This is a genomic window from Enterobacter bugandensis (assembly GCF_900324475.1).
Classification (GTDB): domain Bacteria; phylum Pseudomonadota; class Gammaproteobacteria; order Enterobacterales; family Enterobacteriaceae; genus Enterobacter; species Enterobacter bugandensis.
Genome location: NZ_LT992502.1, coordinates 4,279,791 through 4,294,039 on the forward strand (window position 1 = coordinate 4,279,791; position 14,249 = coordinate 4,294,039).

General features: G+C 50.3%; 25 protein-coding genes. 1 reads left to right on the forward strand and 24 read right to left on the reverse strand.

The features are described from left to right. Window positions 1–2: 2 nt before the first annotated feature. The 17 genes from rplF to rpsJ form a co-directional block, all read right to left on the reverse strand. Window positions 3–536, reverse strand: a complete 534-nt coding sequence (gene rplF, locus DG357_RS20750) for a 50S ribosomal protein L6 (RefSeq protein WP_003863296.1) — start codon at window positions 534–536, stop codon at window positions 3–5. Window positions 537–548: 12 nt separating this feature from the next. Continuing rightward, window positions 549–941: a 30S ribosomal protein S8 gene (rpsH, locus tag DG357_RS20755; RefSeq protein ID WP_006178918.1), complete on the reverse strand. Its 393-nt coding sequence runs from the start codon at window positions 939–941 to the stop codon at window positions 549–551. Between the two features lie 30 nt (window positions 942–971). Further along, the gene (gene rpsN / locus DG357_RS20760) at window positions 972–1,277 is read right to left on the reverse strand and encodes a 30S ribosomal protein S14 (RefSeq protein WP_003863291.1); all 306 of its coding nucleotides are present in this window, start codon (window positions 1,275–1,277) and stop codon (window positions 972–974) included. Window positions 1,278–1,291: 14 nt separating this feature from the next. After that, window positions 1,292–1,831 carry a 50S ribosomal protein L5 gene (rplE, locus tag DG357_RS20765; RefSeq protein WP_001096202.1) on the reverse strand — a complete coding sequence of 180 codons (540 nt, stop codon included), beginning with the start codon at window positions 1,829–1,831 and terminating at the stop codon, window positions 1,292–1,294. Between the two features lie 14 nt (window positions 1,832–1,845). After that, window positions 1,846–2,160, reverse strand: coding sequence for a 50S ribosomal protein L24 (rplX, locus tag DG357_RS20770; RefSeq protein ID WP_003863287.1), 315 nt, complete (start codon window positions 2,158–2,160; stop codon window positions 1,846–1,848). 10 nt (window positions 2,161–2,170) lie between these two features. After that, window positions 2,171–2,542 (reverse strand): 50S ribosomal protein L14, encoded by a 372-nt coding sequence (rplN, locus tag DG357_RS20775; protein ID WP_002919748.1) that lies wholly within the window; start codon window positions 2,540–2,542, stop codon window positions 2,171–2,173. Between the two features lie 166 nt (window positions 2,543–2,708). Further along, window positions 2,709–2,963 carry a 30S ribosomal protein S17 gene (gene rpsQ / locus DG357_RS20780; RefSeq protein ID WP_008503489.1) on the reverse strand — a complete coding sequence of 85 codons (255 nt, stop codon included), beginning with the start codon at window positions 2,961–2,963 and terminating at the stop codon, window positions 2,709–2,711. Continuing rightward, window positions 2,963–3,154, reverse strand: coding sequence for a 50S ribosomal protein L29 (rpmC, locus tag DG357_RS20785; protein ID WP_003863282.1), 192 nt, complete (start codon window positions 3,152–3,154; stop codon window positions 2,963–2,965). Before rpmC ends, rpsQ begins: the two co-directional genes overlap by 1 nt. After that, the gene (gene rplP, locus DG357_RS20790) at window positions 3,154–3,564 is read right to left on the reverse strand and encodes a 50S ribosomal protein L16 (protein WP_002919759.1); all 411 of its coding nucleotides are present in this window, start codon (window positions 3,562–3,564) and stop codon (window positions 3,154–3,156) included. The genes rpmC and rplP overlap by 1 nt, the downstream gene beginning before the upstream one ends. Before the next feature lie 12 nt (window positions 3,565–3,576). After that, entirely contained in the window at window positions 3,577–4,278 is a 702-nt protein-coding gene (gene rpsC, locus DG357_RS20795) for a 30S ribosomal protein S3 (protein WP_000529945.1), read from the reverse strand. 17 nt (window positions 4,279–4,295) lie between these two features. After that, window positions 4,296–4,628 (reverse strand): 50S ribosomal protein L22, encoded by a 333-nt coding sequence (gene rplV / locus DG357_RS20800; protein ID WP_002919773.1) that lies wholly within the window; start codon window positions 4,626–4,628, stop codon window positions 4,296–4,298. A gap of 14 nt (window positions 4,629–4,642) precedes the next feature. Then, on the reverse strand, window positions 4,643–4,921 hold the full coding sequence (rpsS, locus tag DG357_RS20805; RefSeq protein ID WP_001138117.1) for a 30S ribosomal protein S19: 279 nt from the start codon (window positions 4,919–4,921) through the stop codon (window positions 4,643–4,645). 16 nt (window positions 4,922–4,937) lie between these two features. Continuing rightward, window positions 4,938–5,759, reverse strand: coding sequence for a 50S ribosomal protein L2 (gene rplB, locus DG357_RS20810; RefSeq protein WP_000301859.1), 822 nt, complete (start codon window positions 5,757–5,759; stop codon window positions 4,938–4,940). A 17-nt stretch (window positions 5,760–5,776) separates the two neighbouring features. After that, window positions 5,777–6,079: a 50S ribosomal protein L23 gene (gene rplW, locus DG357_RS20815; RefSeq protein ID WP_000617546.1), complete on the reverse strand. Its 303-nt coding sequence runs from the start codon at window positions 6,077–6,079 to the stop codon at window positions 5,777–5,779. After that, the gene (rplD, locus tag DG357_RS20820; RefSeq protein WP_000424395.1) at window positions 6,076–6,681 is read right to left on the reverse strand and encodes a 50S ribosomal protein L4; all 606 of its coding nucleotides are present in this window, start codon (window positions 6,679–6,681) and stop codon (window positions 6,076–6,078) included. The genes rplW and rplD overlap by 4 nt, the downstream gene beginning before the upstream one ends. 10 nt (window positions 6,682–6,691) lie before the next feature. After that, entirely contained in the window at window positions 6,692–7,321 is a 630-nt protein-coding gene (gene rplC / locus DG357_RS20825) for a 50S ribosomal protein L3 (RefSeq protein ID WP_003863274.1), read from the reverse strand. 32 nt (window positions 7,322–7,353) lie between these two features. After that, the gene (gene rpsJ / locus DG357_RS20830) at window positions 7,354–7,665 is read right to left on the reverse strand and encodes a 30S ribosomal protein S10 (protein ID WP_001181005.1); all 312 of its coding nucleotides are present in this window, start codon (window positions 7,663–7,665) and stop codon (window positions 7,354–7,356) included. Between the two features lie 381 nt (window positions 7,666–8,046). On the opposite strand from rpsJ, the gene DG357_RS20835 reads away from it, so the two are divergent. Further along, window positions 8,047–8,520, forward strand: a complete 474-nt coding sequence (locus DG357_RS20835; protein WP_049138501.1) for a prepilin peptidase — start codon at window positions 8,047–8,049, stop codon at window positions 8,518–8,520. Here the strand turns inward: DG357_RS20835 and bfr are convergent. The 7 genes from bfr to tusB all read right to left on the reverse strand — a co-directional run bounded on the left by bfr (window position 8,504) and on the right by tusB (window position 14,242). After that, the gene (bfr, locus tag DG357_RS20840; protein ID WP_028014636.1) at window positions 8,504–8,980 is read right to left on the reverse strand and encodes a bacterioferritin; all 477 of its coding nucleotides are present in this window, start codon (window positions 8,978–8,980) and stop codon (window positions 8,504–8,506) included. The genes DG357_RS20835 and bfr overlap by 17 nt on opposite strands. Window positions 8,981–9,052: 72 nt before the next feature. Beyond that, complete coding sequence (gene bfd, locus DG357_RS20845) at window positions 9,053–9,247, reverse strand: bacterioferritin-associated ferredoxin (protein ID WP_003863268.1); 195 nt, start codon at window positions 9,245–9,247, stop codon at window positions 9,053–9,055. A 176-nt stretch (window positions 9,248–9,423) separates the two neighbouring features. Beyond that, complete coding sequence (gene tuf / locus DG357_RS20850) at window positions 9,424–10,608, reverse strand: elongation factor Tu (RefSeq protein ID WP_014068448.1); 1,185 nt, start codon at window positions 10,606–10,608, stop codon at window positions 9,424–9,426. A 69-nt stretch (window positions 10,609–10,677) separates the two neighbouring features. After that, window positions 10,678–12,792 carry an elongation factor G gene (gene fusA / locus DG357_RS20855; RefSeq protein WP_028014637.1) on the reverse strand — a complete coding sequence of 705 codons (2,115 nt, stop codon included), beginning with the start codon at window positions 12,790–12,792 and terminating at the stop codon, window positions 10,678–10,680. Window positions 12,793–12,888: 96 nt separating this feature from the next. Continuing rightward, window positions 12,889–13,359, reverse strand: coding sequence for a 30S ribosomal protein S7 (rpsG, locus tag DG357_RS20860; protein WP_003861706.1), 471 nt, complete (start codon window positions 13,357–13,359; stop codon window positions 12,889–12,891). Window positions 13,360–13,455: 96 nt separating this feature from the next. Next, entirely contained in the window at window positions 13,456–13,830 is a 375-nt protein-coding gene (gene rpsL, locus DG357_RS20865) for a 30S ribosomal protein S12 (protein ID WP_000246815.1), read from the reverse strand. Between the two features lie 124 nt (window positions 13,831–13,954). Further along, window positions 13,955–14,242, reverse strand: coding sequence for a sulfurtransferase complex subunit TusB (gene tusB / locus DG357_RS20870; RefSeq protein WP_041911943.1), 288 nt, complete (start codon window positions 14,240–14,242; stop codon window positions 13,955–13,957). Window positions 14,243–14,249: the final 7 nt, after the last annotated feature.

The following is a 14,249-nucleotide window of genomic DNA, read 5'->3' on the forward strand; positions in this document are numbered from 1 at the left end:
CCTTACTTCTTCTTAGCCTCTTTGGTACGCACGACTTCGTCGGCGTAACGAACACCCTTGCCTTTGTAAGGCTCAGGACGACGGTAGGCGCGCAGATCTGCTGCAACCTGACCGATCAGCTGTTTATCAGCGCCTTTCAGCACGATTTCAGTTTGAGTCGGACATTCTGCAGTGATACCGGCCGGCAGCGGATGCTCAACAGGGTGTGAGAAGCCCAGAGACAGGCCTACTGCATTCCCTTTGATAGCTGCACGATAACCTACACCAACCAGCTGAAGCTTTTTAGTGAAGCCTTCGGTAACACCAACAACCATTGAGTTCAGCAGGGCACGCGCGGTACCAGCCTGAGCCCATCCATCCACGAAACCATCACGTGGACCGAAGGTCAGAGCGTTATCTGCATGTTTAACTTCAACAGCTTTGTTGAGGGTACGAGTCAGCTCGCCGTTTTTACCTTTGATCGTAATAACCTGACCGTCGATTTTTACATCAACGCCGGCAGGAATAACGACCGGTGCTTTAGCAACACGAGACATTCTTTCCTCCGATTAGGCTACGTAGCAGATAATTTCGCCACCAAGACCAGCCTGGCGCGCTGCACGATCAGTCATAACACCTTTAGAGGTAGAAACAACTGCGATACCAAGGCCAGCCATAACTTTTGGCAGCTCATCTTTTTTCTTATAGATGCGCAGACCTGGGCGGCTGACACGCTGAATGCTTTCTACAACAGCTTTACCCTGGAAATACTTGAGAGTAAGTTCCAGTTCCGGCTTGGTGTCGCCTTCAACTTTAAAATCTTCGATAAAACCTTCTTCCTTCAGCACGTTGGCAATTGCCACTTTCAGCTTGGCGGAAGGCATGGTGACCGCAACTTTGTTCGCGGCCTGACCGTTACGGATACGGGTCAGCATATCCGCGATCGGATCTTGCATGCTCATCTGTCTTTACTCCCGTGATTCAATTGGTAATTACCAGCTAGCCTTTTTCAAGCCTGGCACTTCACCGCGCATGGCGGCTTCACGCAGTTTGATACGGCTCAACCCAAACTTGCCCACATAACCATGTGGACGACCTGTTTGACGACAGCGGTTACGCTGACGAGACGGGCTGGAATCACGCGGCAGAGACTGCAGCTTGAGAACCGCATTCCAACGATCTTCGTCGGAAGCGTTCACATCAGAAATGATCGCTTTCAGTTCAGCGCGTTTAGCGAAGAATTTATCAGCTAAAGCTACGCGCTTTACTTCGCGTGCTTTCATTGATTGCTTAGCCATTCAGTAACCCTACCTTACTTGCGGAACGGGAAGTCAAAGGCAGCCAGCAGAGCACGGCCTTCTTCGTCAGATTTCGCAGTAGTGGTAATGGTAATATCCAAACCACGCACGCGGTCGACTTTATCGTAGTCGATTTCTGGGAAGATGATCTGCTCACGGACACCCATGCTGTAGTTACCACGACCGTCGAAAGACTTCGCGGACAGGCCACGGAAGTCACGGATACGTGGAACAGCAATAGTGATCAGGCGCTCAAAGAACTCCCACATGCGTTCGCCACGCAGAGTTACTTTACAGCCGATCGGATAGCCCTGACGGATTTTGAAGCCTGCAACAGATTTGCGTGCTTTGGTGATCAGCGGTTTTTGACCGGAGATTGCTGTCAGGTCAGCTGCTGCGTTATCCAGCAGTTTCTTGTCAGCGATCGCTTCACCAACACCCATGTTCAGGGTGATCTTCTCGACCCGAGGGACTTGCATGACAGAATTGTAGTTAAACTCGGTCATGAGTTTCTTAACTACTTCGTCTTTGTAGTAATCATGCAGTTTCGCCATCGTACTACTCCAAATTACTTGATAGTTTCGCTGTTAGACTTGAAGAAACGGACTTTTTTGCCGTCTTCGAATCTAAAGCCTACACGGTCAGCCTTACCGGTAGCCGCATTGAAGATTGCAACGTTAGAAACCTGAATAGCAGCTTCTTTTTCAACGATGCCGCCTGGTTGGTTCAGGGCCGGAACCGGCTTCTGATGTTTCTTAACCAGGTTGATACCTTCAACGACAAGTTTGCCGGAAGACAGAACATTTTTTACTTTACCGCGTTTACCTTTATCTTTACCGGTTAACACGATAACTTCGTCATCACGACGGATTTTCGCTGCCATGATTCGCTCCTTAGAGTACTTCTGGTGCCAGAGAGATAATTTTCATGAACTTCTCAGTACGAAGTTCACGAGTTACCGGCCCAAAGATACGCGTGCCGATAGGCTGCTCGCTGTTATTGTTTAAAATAACGCATGCATTACCATCGAAGCGAATGACAGAACCGTCAGGGCGACGAACACCCTTCTTGGTGCGCACCACTACCGCCTTCAGCACATCACCTTTTTTGACCTTACCACGTGGAATTGCTTCCTTGATGGTGATCTTGATGATGTCGCCTACGCCTGCGTAGCGACGGTGCGAGCCACCCAGAACCTTGATACACATTACGCGACGTGCACCGGAGTTGTCGGCGACGTTCAGCATAGTCTGTTCTTGGATCATTTTAGTGCTCCGCTAATGTCAACTACTACCTGAGACTCTAAAATCAGAGCCGTTAAAAAGCCCCATATCGAGGGCGCGGCATTATAACACCGCTTCTGCAATATGGGTAGAAAAAATAAACGGCTCATCGCTGAGCCGTTTATTCGTATTGAGAAGGCGTACTGTATTACAGAACCGCTTTCTCTACAACGCGAACCAGCGTCCAGGACTTAGTCTTGGACAGTGGACGGCATTCACGGATTTCAACCTTGTCGCCGATACCACATTCGTTGTTCTCGTCATGTACGTGCAGTTTGGTCGTACGCTTGATGAATTTACCGTAGATCGGGTGTTTCACAATACGTTCGATAGCTACAACAATGGATTTCTCCATTTTGTCGCTAACAACACGACCTTGCAGAGTACGGATTTTATCGGTCATTACGCACCCGCCTTCTGAGTCAGTAAAGTCTTAACGCGTGCAACATTGCGACGCACTTGCTTCAGCAGGTGAGTCTGTTGCAGCTGGCCACTTGCAGCCTGCATGCGCAGGTTGAACTGCTCACGCAGCAGGTTCAGCAGCTCAGCGTTCAGCTCTTCAACGCTTTTTTCACGCAGCTCTTTTGCTTTCATTACATCACCGTCTTAGTTACAAAGGTGGTTTTGATAGGCAGTTTCGCTGCTGCCAGGCCGAAGGCTTCACGGGCCAGCTCTTCCGGAACACCGTCCATTTCATAAAGGACTTTGCCCGGTTGGATCAAGGCAACCCAGTACTCCACGTTACCTTTACCTTTACCCATACGAACTTCCAGTGGCTTCTCGGTGATCGGTTTGTCCGGGAATACACGGATCCAGATCTTACCTTGACGCTTAACTGCACGGGTCATTGCACGACGTGCTGCTTCGATCTGACGTGCAGTCAGACGACCACGGCCAACAGCTTTCAGACCGAAAGTGCCGAAGCTAACATCCGTACCCTGCGCCAGACCACGGTTGCGGCCTTTGTGCACTTTACGGAATTTTGTACGCTTTGGTTGTAACATCAGCGACGCTCCTTATTTACGGCCTTTACGCTGCTGCTTTTTAGGTTGAGCAGCCGGTTTTTCCGGTTGTTCAACAGCAGCCATACCACCCAGGATCTCACCTTTGAAGATCCATACCTTAACGCCGATTACACCGTAAGTGGTGTGCGCTTCAGAGGTGTTGTAGTCGATGTCAGCACGCAGAGTGTGCAGCGGTACGCGACCTTCACGGTACCATTCGGTACGTGCGATTTCCGCGCCGCCCAGACGGCCGCTAACTTCAACTTTGATACCTTTAGCGCCCAGACGCATTGCGTTCTGTACAGCACGCTTCATAGCACGACGGAACATAACACGACGTTCCAGCTGAGAAGTGATGCTGTCAGCAACCAATTTAGCGTCCAGTTCAGGCTTACGAACTTCAGCGATATTGATCTGTGCAGGAACGCCAGCGATATCCGCTACGACCTTGCGCAGTTTTTCTACGTCTTCGCCTTTCTTACCGATAACGATGCCAGGACGAGCAGTGTGAATAGTCACACGGATGCTCTTCGCTGGACGCTCGATAACGATACGAGATACAGACGCTTTAGCCAGTTCCTTAGTCAGGTACTGACGTACTTTAAAATCGCTGTCCAGGTTGTCAGCGAATTCTTTGGTGTTCGCAAACCAGGTAGAGTTCCATGGTTTTACAATACCCAGGCGAATACCATTAGGATGTACTTTCTGACCCATTGCTAGTCTCCAGAGTCTCAGCGATCGGACACAACCACAGTAATGTGGCTGGTGCGCTTCAGGATGCGATCTGCACGACCTTTCGCACGCGGCATAATGCGCTTCATGCTTGGGCCTTCATCTACGAAAATTTTCGCGACTTTCAGATCGTCGATGTCAGCGCCATCGTTGTGTTCAGCGTTAGCAATGGCAGATTCCAGTACTTTCTTGACCAATACCGCAGCTTTCTTGTTGGTATAGGTCAGGATGTCCAGGGCCTGCGACACTTTCTTACCGCGAATCAGGTCAGCAACAAGGCGAACCTTCTGTGCAGAAGAACGAGCATGGCGATGTTGAGCTAAAGTTTCCATCTCTTCCTCCTACCTTATTTCTTCTTCGCTTTTTTATCAGCAGCGTGGCCGCGATAAGTACGAGTCGGTGCGAATTCACCCAGTTTGTGACCAACCATTTCGTCGGTAACAAAGACTGGAACGTGCTGACGACCATTATGGACAGCGATGGTCAAACCGATCATGTTAGGAAAGATCGTTGAACGACGGGACCAAGTGCGCAGGGGCTTCTTGTCTCCGCTTTCCACCGCTTTCTCTACCTTCTTCAGCAAGTGCAGGTCAATAAAAGGACCTTTCTTGAGAGAACGTGGCATGGCTTATCCTCTAAAATTATTTGCTACGGCGACGTACGATAAATTTATCAGTACGCTTGTTGCTGCGGGTCTTCTTACCTTTGGTCTGAACGCCCCACGGAGTTACCGGGTGCTTACCAAAGTTACGACCTTCACCACCACCATGTGGGTGGTCGACTGGGTTCATCGCAGTACCGCGAACGGTAGGACGAACACCACGCCAGCGTGCAGCACCAGCTTTACCCAGAACGCGCAGCATATGCTCAGCATTGCCAACTTCGCCCAGAGTAGCGCGGCAGTCTGCTTCGACTTTACGCATTTCACCAGAACGCAGACGCAGGGTGACATAAGCACCGTCACGCGCAACGATCTGAACGTAAGTACCAGCGGAACGTGCCAGCTGACCGCCTTTACCTGGTTTCATTTCTACGTTATGAACGGTAGAACCAACCGGGATATTGCGCATCGGCAGGGTGTTGCCTGCTTTGATTGCAGCATCAACGCCAGACTGAATCTGGTCGCCAGCTTTCAGGCCTTTAGGGGCCAGGATGTAACGGCGTTCGCCGTCTTTGTACAGAACCAGCGCGATGTTCGCGGAACGGTTCGGATCGTACTCAAGACGTTCAACAACTGCTGGGATACCGTCTTTGTTGCGTTTGAAGTCAACAATACGATAAGCCTGCTTGTGGCCACCACCGATGTGACGAGTGGTGATACGGCCATTGTTGTTACGACCACCGGATTTGCTGTTTTTTTCCAGCAACGGAGCAAAAGGTTTGCCCTTGTGCAGCTCAGGGTTAACCACTTTAACTACGTGGCGACGACCCGGAGATGTCGGTTTACATTTAACAACTGCCATTGTATTACTCCTCCGACTTACTCAGCGCCGCCAACGAAGTCCAGATTCTGGCCTTCTTTCAGGGTGACGTAAGCTTTTTTCCAGTCGCTACGACGACCGATACGCTGTCCGTGACGTTTAACTTTCCCTTTAACTACCAGGGTGTTAACGACTTCGACTTCGACTTCAAACAGTTTCTGCACAGCAGCTTTGATCTCTGCTTTGGTCGCGTCTTTAGCAACTTTGAGAACGATGGTGTTTGTTTTTTCCATCGCAGTAGACGCTTTTTCAGAAACGTGCGGTGCGCGAAGCACCTTCAGCAGACGTTCTTCACGAATCATGCCAGCATCTCCTCAACTTGCTTAACAGCATCAGCAGTCATTACGACTTTGTCGAAGGCGATCAGGCTAACCGGGTCGATACCAGTCGCATCGCGTACGTCAACCTTGTGCAGGTTACGTGCGGCCAGGAACAGGTTCTCGTCCAGCTCACCGGTGATGATCAGCACATCTTCCAGAGCCATGTCTTTCAGTTTCTGTGCCAGCAGCTTAGTTTTAGGCGCTTCAACAGAGAACTTCTCGACAACGATCAGACGATCCTGACGTACCAGTTCGGACAGGATGCTTTTCAGCGCGCCGCGGTACATCTTTTTGTTAACTTTTTGACTGTGGTCCTGTGGACGCGCAGCGAAGGTCACGCCACCTGAACGCCAGATCGGGCTCTTGATAGAACCTGAACGCGCACGGCCGGTACCTTTCTGGCGCCATGGCTTTTTGCCAGAACCAGTTACTTCAGCACGAGTCTTCTGAGCACGAGTACCCTGACGAGCACCAGCTGCATAAGCAACAACAACCTGGTGAACCAGCGCTTCGTTGAAATCACGACCGAAGGTAGTTTCGGAAACAGTCAGCGCGCTCTGCGCGTCTTTCAATACTAATTCCATTGCTATCCCCTTACGCCTTCACAGCTGGTTTAACGATCAGGTCGCTACCGGTTGCACCCGGGACCGCACCTTTAACCAGCAGCAGGTTGCGCTCAGCGTCAACACGTACTACGTCCAGGCTCTGAACGGTTACACGTTCGTTACCCAGCTGACCTGCCATTTTCTTGCCTTTGAACACTTTGCCCGGAGTCTGGTTCTGACCGATAGAACCCGGAACGCGGTGAGACAAGGAGTTACCGTGAGTAGCGTCCTGGGTACGGAAGTTCCAGCGCTTAACGGTACCAGCAAAACCTTTACCTTTAGAGGTACCGGTTACGTCAACTTTTTTAACGTCAGCAAACAGCTCAACGCTAATGTCCTGACCTACGGTGAACTCTTCGCCTTCAGCAAGACGGAATTCCCACAGACCACGGCCAGCTTCTACGCCAGCTTTAGCGAAGTGACCCGCTTCTGGTTTGGTTACACGGTTAGCTTTTTTAGCACCAGTGGTAACCTGAATAGCGCGGTAGCCATCGTTAGCCAGATCTTTAACCTGAGTAACGCGGTTTGCTTCAACTTCGATTACGGTTACTGGGATAGAAACGCCATCTTCAGTGAAGATGCGGGTCATACCCACTTTTTTACCGACTAAACCAATCATTGTTTCAACCTCTCAATCGCTCGATGACCTGATTAACCCAGGCTGATCTGCACGTCTACACCGGCAGCCAGATCCAGACGCATCAGAGCATCAACGGTTTTCTCAGTTGGCTCAACGATGTCAACCAGACGCTTGTGAGTGCGGATTTCGTACTGATCGCGCGCGTCTTTGTTGACGTGCGGGGAGATCAGAACGGTGAAGCGCTCTTTGCGGGTCGGCAGCGGGATCGGACCACGGACTTGCGCACCAGTGCGCTTAGCAGTCTCGACGATTTCCGCGGTTGATTGATCGATCAGACGATGATCAAACGCTTTAAGGCGGATACGGATTCTTTGGTTCTGCATGAGACCAGAGCTCCAATTATTTTATAAACGAAAATGATTACTCCTCAAACCCATTACGATTGATGGGAGAGTGTAACCGTTCTTACGTAGCCCCCCAATTGGGAGCATTGTTGAGTAACAAAATGAGCTACTCTGGTTCTGATTGAACCCGCCGTCAATTACGACAAGCCCGCGCATTATACGTAAATCAGAGAAAGACGCAAGTGCCGTTTAGAAATTAAGCGTCAAAGGCTCAGTATGCGTAGGACTGCGCAACTTTTTACGCAGTATATCCTTTCTGAATTTTTTTATTTGAAGCCGCTACGCAATTGCTGTTTTTGTGCGTTGCCGGACAGGCAGATTGTAACGAGTATGCGCTCAAAACCTTTTGAGGCCTTTTCCATGCTAACCACCCTCCCCTTCCTGATGATCTATTTTTCTCTGACGGCCTTACTCGTACGCGCTGATATTCGCGACGGTTTGCTGCCCGATAAATTTCTCTGCCCGCTGCTCTGGACGGGCCTGGTCTACCAGGTCTTTATCCATCCTGATTTTCTGCCGAGTGCCGTAATGGGGGCGGTGGCTGGATATCTTGGTTTTGCCACGATTTACTGGGGCTATCGGCTTATCTGCCGGCGGGAAGGAATGGGATATGGCGATGTGAAGTATCTGGCAGCACTTGGTGCGTGGCATGGCTGGTGCATACTGCCTACGCTGGCGTTACTCGCCGCGCTTATGGCGCTGCTTTGCATTCTTGTTTTTTCGTTTCTCACCTCAGATAAAGGAGCATTAAAAAACCCACTGCCTTTTGGACCATTTCTGGCAGCAGCGGGTTTATGCGTTGGATGGGAAAATCTGATTAATTTTCCACTTTGATCTGAGACTGTAGGTAGTTCTGAAGGCCAATTTTGCTAATGAGATCCAGTTCGGTTTCAAGCCAGTCAATGTGGCCTTCTTCATCGGCAAGGATCTGAATCATCATATCGCGGCTCACATAGTCATGGACGCTGTCAGCATAAGCAATGGCTTCGCGCAGATCTTTCGCACCTTCCAGCTCCAGCCGGAGGTCAGAACGCAGCATCTCTTCGACATCCTCACCGATGCCCAGCTTGCCGAGATCCTGCAGGTTTGGGATGCCTTCAAGGAATAAGATACGCTCGATGTATTTATCGGCGTGTTTCATCTCATCTATAGATTCATGGTACTCAACGTCATTCAGACGTGTCAGACCCCAGTTTTTAAACATTCTCGCGTGAAGAAAGTACTGGTTGATTGCGACAAGCTCATTTCCCAATAATTTATTGAGATAACTTATGATTTTAACATCACCTTTCATTATATAGTCCCTCCGCTTCCACTCATTGAAGCGTAGAACGGGCTACGGGGATGTCAAAAAAAAGATAGAGGCTTACGCGATCTCTTTGAATTCCGGGATCTGCATCAGTTCGTCCTGCATGATCTCACGCGCTGCGCGAACGCATTTACCGCATTGATTCCCCACCGGAACAAATTTGCGAAGCTGCTGGAAAGATTGTGGCTGAAACTGGCGAACGGCCTGACGAATTTTCTTGTCGCTTACACCATTACATAAACAAACGTACATAGAGACTCCCGTTCAAAATATGCGCAAAGTGTAAGTGAGAATGGTTATGATTACAATAGCACATGCGCCAGGATACGGGCCGGGAGCGGTTAAAAAATGCGAAATTTTGTGACAAGGAAAGGTACAGAAAACAAAAAAGGACGCCGAAGCGTCCTTTTTTATTCAGGGATAATTAATTAGCCCAGAACTTTAGCAACAACGCCCGCGCCAACGGTACGGCCGCCTTCACGGATTGCGAAACGCAGACCGTCGTCCATCGCGATTGGGTGGATCAGAGTCACAACCATCTTGATGTTGTCGCCTGGCATTACCATCTCTACGCCTTCTGGCAGTTCGATGGTACCGGTCACGTCAGTTGTACGGAAGTAGAACTGTGGACGGTAGCCTTTGAAGAACGGAGTATGACGGCCGCCTTCGTCTTTGGACAGGATGTACACTTCAGATTCGAACTTGGTGTGTGGCTTGATTGAGCCTGGCTTCGCCAGAACCTGACCACGTTCGATTTCTTCACGTTTGATACCACGCAGCAGAACACCAACGTTCTCACCAGCACGGCCTTCGTCCAGCAGTTTGCGGAACATTTCAACGCCAGTACAGGTAGACTTCGCAGTCTCTTTGATACCAACGATTTCAACTTCTTCACCAACTTTGATGATACCGCGCTCTACACGACCGGTAACAACGGTACCACGACCGGAGATGGAGAATACGTCTTCGATTGGCAGCAGGAATGGCTTGTCAATCGCACGCTCTGGTTCTGGGATGTAAGAATCCAGGAAGCCAGCCAGTTCGATGATTTTCGCTTCCCACTCTGCTTCGCCTTCCAGCGCTTTCAGCGCGGAACCGCGAACGATTGGAGTGTCGTCGCCCGGGAAATCGTACTGAGACAGCAGTTCACGAACTTCCATCTCTACCAGTTCCAGCAGCTCTTCGTCATCAACCATGTCGCATTTGTTCAGGAACACGATGATGAAAGGAACGCCTACCTGACGACCCAGCAGGATGTGCTCACGAGTCTGAGGCATTGGGCCGTCAGTCGCAGCAACAACCAGGATCGCGCCGTCCATCTGCGCAGCACCGGTGATCATGTTTTTAACATAGTCGGCGTGGCCTGGGCAGTCTACGTGTGCGTAGTGGCGAGTCGGGGTGTCGTACTCAACGTGAGAGGTGTTGATGGTGATACCACGAGCTTTTTCTTCTGGCGCGTTATCGATCTGGTCGAATGCACGAGCAGAACCACCGTAGGTTTTAGCCAGAACGGTAGTGATTGCAGCGGTCAGGGTAGTTTTACCATGGTCAACGTGGCCGATAGTACCAACGTTGACGTGCGGTTTTGTACGTTCAAATTTTTCTTTAGACACGGCTATATTCCTTACTATAGTGCTCTCCCCTCTGGAGAGAGCACGGGACTTAGGTTTTAATCCTGTGGATTACTTACCACGGGCTTCAATAACGGCCTGAGCAACGTTGTTAGGCGCATCATCATACTTCAGGAATTCCATGGTGTATGATGCACGACCTTTGGTCAGAGAACGCAGCTGAGTTGCATATCCGAACATTTCAGACAGCGGAACTTCAGCGTGGATCTTAACGCCAGTTACTTCGGATTCCTGACCACGCAGCATACCGCGACGACGGCTCAAGTCACCGATAACGTCACCGGTGTTCTCTTCAGGAGTTTCTACTTCAACCTTCATGATTGGCTCAAGCAGAACTGGTTTTGCTTTCTTAAAGCCTTCTTTAAAGGCAATAGACGCAGCCAGTTTAAACGCCAGTTCAGAGGAGTCAACGTCGTGGTAAGAACCGAAGTGCAGACGGATACCCATGTCAACAACCGGATAGCCAGCCAGAGGGCCCGCTTTCAGCTGTTCCTGGATGCCTTTATCAACGGCTGGGATGTATTCGCCAGGAATTACACCACCTTTGATGTCGTTGATGAACTCGTAACCTTTCGGGTTAGAGCCCGGCTCCAGTGGGTACATGTCGATCACAACGTGACCGTACTGACCGCGACCACCAGACTGCTTAGCGTGTTTACCTTCAACATCGGTAACTTTCGCGCGAATCGCTTCGCGGTAAGCAACCTGAGGTTTACCCACGTTCGCTTCAACGTTGAATTCACGCTTCATACGGTCAACGATGATGTCCAGGTGCAGTTCACCCATACCAGCGATGATGGTCTGGTTAGATTCTTCATCAGTCCATACGCGGAATGATGGGTCTTCTTTCGCCAGACGGCCCAGAGCCAGACCCATTTTTTCCTGGTCAGCTTTGGTTTTTGGTTCAACTGCGATGGAGATTACCGGCTCAGGGAATTCCATACGCTCCAGAATGATCGGGTGATCCGGGTCACACAGGGTGTCACCAGTGGTCACGTCTTTCAGACCGATAGCTGCAGCGATGTCGCCCGCACGAACTTCTTTGATCTCTTCACGTTTGTTAGCGTGCATCTGTACGATACGGCCAAAACGTTCACGCGCCGCTTTCACGGAGTTCAGGATGGTATCACCAGAGTTAACCACACCAGAGTAAACGCGGAAGAAGGTCAGGTTACCCACGAATGGGTCGGTAGCAATTTTGAACGCCAGTGCAGAGAACGGCTCGTCATCACTTGCGTGACGCTCAGCCGGAGTATCTTTACCGTCGTCCAGGATGCCGTTGATCGCAGGAACGTCAACCGGGGATGGCAGGTAGTCAACTACCGCATCCAGCATCGCCTGAACACCTTTGTTCTTGAACGCAGAACCACAGGTTACCAGGATGATTTCGTTGTTCAGAACGCGCTGACGCAGAGCTTTTTTGATCTCTTCTTCAGACAGTTCTTCACCACCCAGGTATTTCTCCATCAGCTCTTCAGAAGCTTCAGCAGCGGATTCGATCAGGTTCTGGTGCCATTCGTCAGCCAGGTCCTGCATCTCAGCCGGGATATCTTCGTATTCGAAGGTAACGCCCTGGTCTGCATCGTTCCAGTTGATGGCTTTCATTTTCACCAGGTCGATAACGCCGGTGAAGCCTTCTTCAGCACCAATTGCCAGCTGCAGCGGAACAGGGTTCGCGCCCAGACGGGTTTTGATCTGGCCAACAACTTTCAGGAAGTTAGCACCCATACGGTCCATTTTGTTAACGAACGCGATGCGTGGAACTTTATATTTGTTCGCCTGACGCCATACGGTCTCAGACTGTGGCTGAACACCACCAACTGCGCAATAAACCATTACCGCGCCGTCAAGAACACGCATGGAACGTTCTACTTCGATGGTGAAGTCAACGTGGCCCGGGGTGTCGATGATGTTTACGCGATGCGGTTCGTACTGCTTAGCCATACCTGACCAGAATGCAGTAGTCGCTGCGGAGGTGATGGTAATACCACGCTCCTGCTCCTGTTCCATCCAGTCCATGGTGGCTGCGCCGTCATGAACTTCACCGATTTTATGGTTTACACCGGTGTAGAACAGAATACGTTCGGTAGTAGTGGTCTTACCGGCGTCGATGTGCGCACTGATACCGATGTTACGGTAGCGTGCGATGGGTGTTGTACGAGCCATTTGATTCCTCGTTTGTTTCTTTAGGCGTTCAGTTAAGTTACCCAGAGCGGGCAGCTTCTCTGAAGCGCCCGCCTGGTGACTAATACTCCGAAGGGATTACCAACGGTAGTGTGCGAACGCCTTGTTGGCTTCTGCCATACGGTGAACGTCTTCACGTTTCTTAACTGCAGTACCTTTGTTTTCTGCAGCATCAGAAAGTTCGTTCGCCAGACGCAGAGCCATGGATTTATCACCGCGTTTACGAGCAGCTTCAACGATCCAACGCATTGCCAGGGCATTACGACGAACCGGACGAACTTCAACTGGAACCTGATAAGTAGAACCACCAACGCGGCGGGACTTAACTTCTACAGTTGGGCGAACGTTGTCGAGAGCGACTTCGAAAGCTTCCAGTTCATTTTTACCAGAACGCTGAGCCAGGGTCTCCAGCGCGCTGTATACGATTGCTTCTGCAGTAGATTTTTTACCATCTACCATCAGGATATTTACAAATTTTGCCAGCAGTTCTGATCCGAACTTCGGATCTGGAAGAATTTTACGCTGACCAATGACGCGACGACGTGGCATGGGAATACTCCGTTGTTAATTCAGGATTGTCCAAAACTCTACGAGTTTAGTTTGACATTAAGATAAATCAGTTTGGCCTTACTTAACGGAGAACCATTAAGCCTTAGGACGCTTCACGCCGTACTTGGAGCGAGCCTGCTTACGGTCTTTAACACCTGAGCAGTCCAGCGCACCACGAACGGTGTGGTAACGAACACCCGGAAGGTCTTTAACACGACCGCCACGGATCAGGATCACGGAGTGCTCCTGCAGGTTGTGACCTTCACCACCGATGTAGGAAGTCACTTCGAAACCGTTAGTCAAACGCACACGGCATACTTTACGCAGTGCGGAGTTTGGTTTTTTAGGAGTGGTGGTATATACACGAGTACATACGCCACGTTTCTGCGGGCAGGCTTCCAGCGCAGGCACGTTGCTTTTTGCAACTTTGCGTGCACGTGGTTTGCGTACCAGCTGGTTAACTGTTGCCATTAAATAGCTCCTGGTTTTAGCTTTTGCTTCGTAAACACGTAATAAAACGACCTCATACAATATGAGGACGCGAAATTTTAGGGCTACGTCGAAAAGGTGTCAAGAAATATACAGCGATCTCAAATCACCAGTTCATTTGACTGGCGTGCGTCACAGTAAGATTGACGAAATCAGTATAGCCAACCACGTCAATTTTGGCTGAAATTTGACCAGAAAGACCCCGCGCATCCAGATCGTCCTTCAGCGCTGAGACCGTTATGGGGGCATTCGTGAGAATTTCAACGAAACGGCCGCCTTCAAGCGCAGCGAGCACGCCATCCTGAATCAGCAGCAGATCGTCACCTTCGCGTAGCATGCTCAACAGCGTGTCGATATCACATTGCCATGGTGAATGGCTGAGAATATGGAGCATGGAAGCC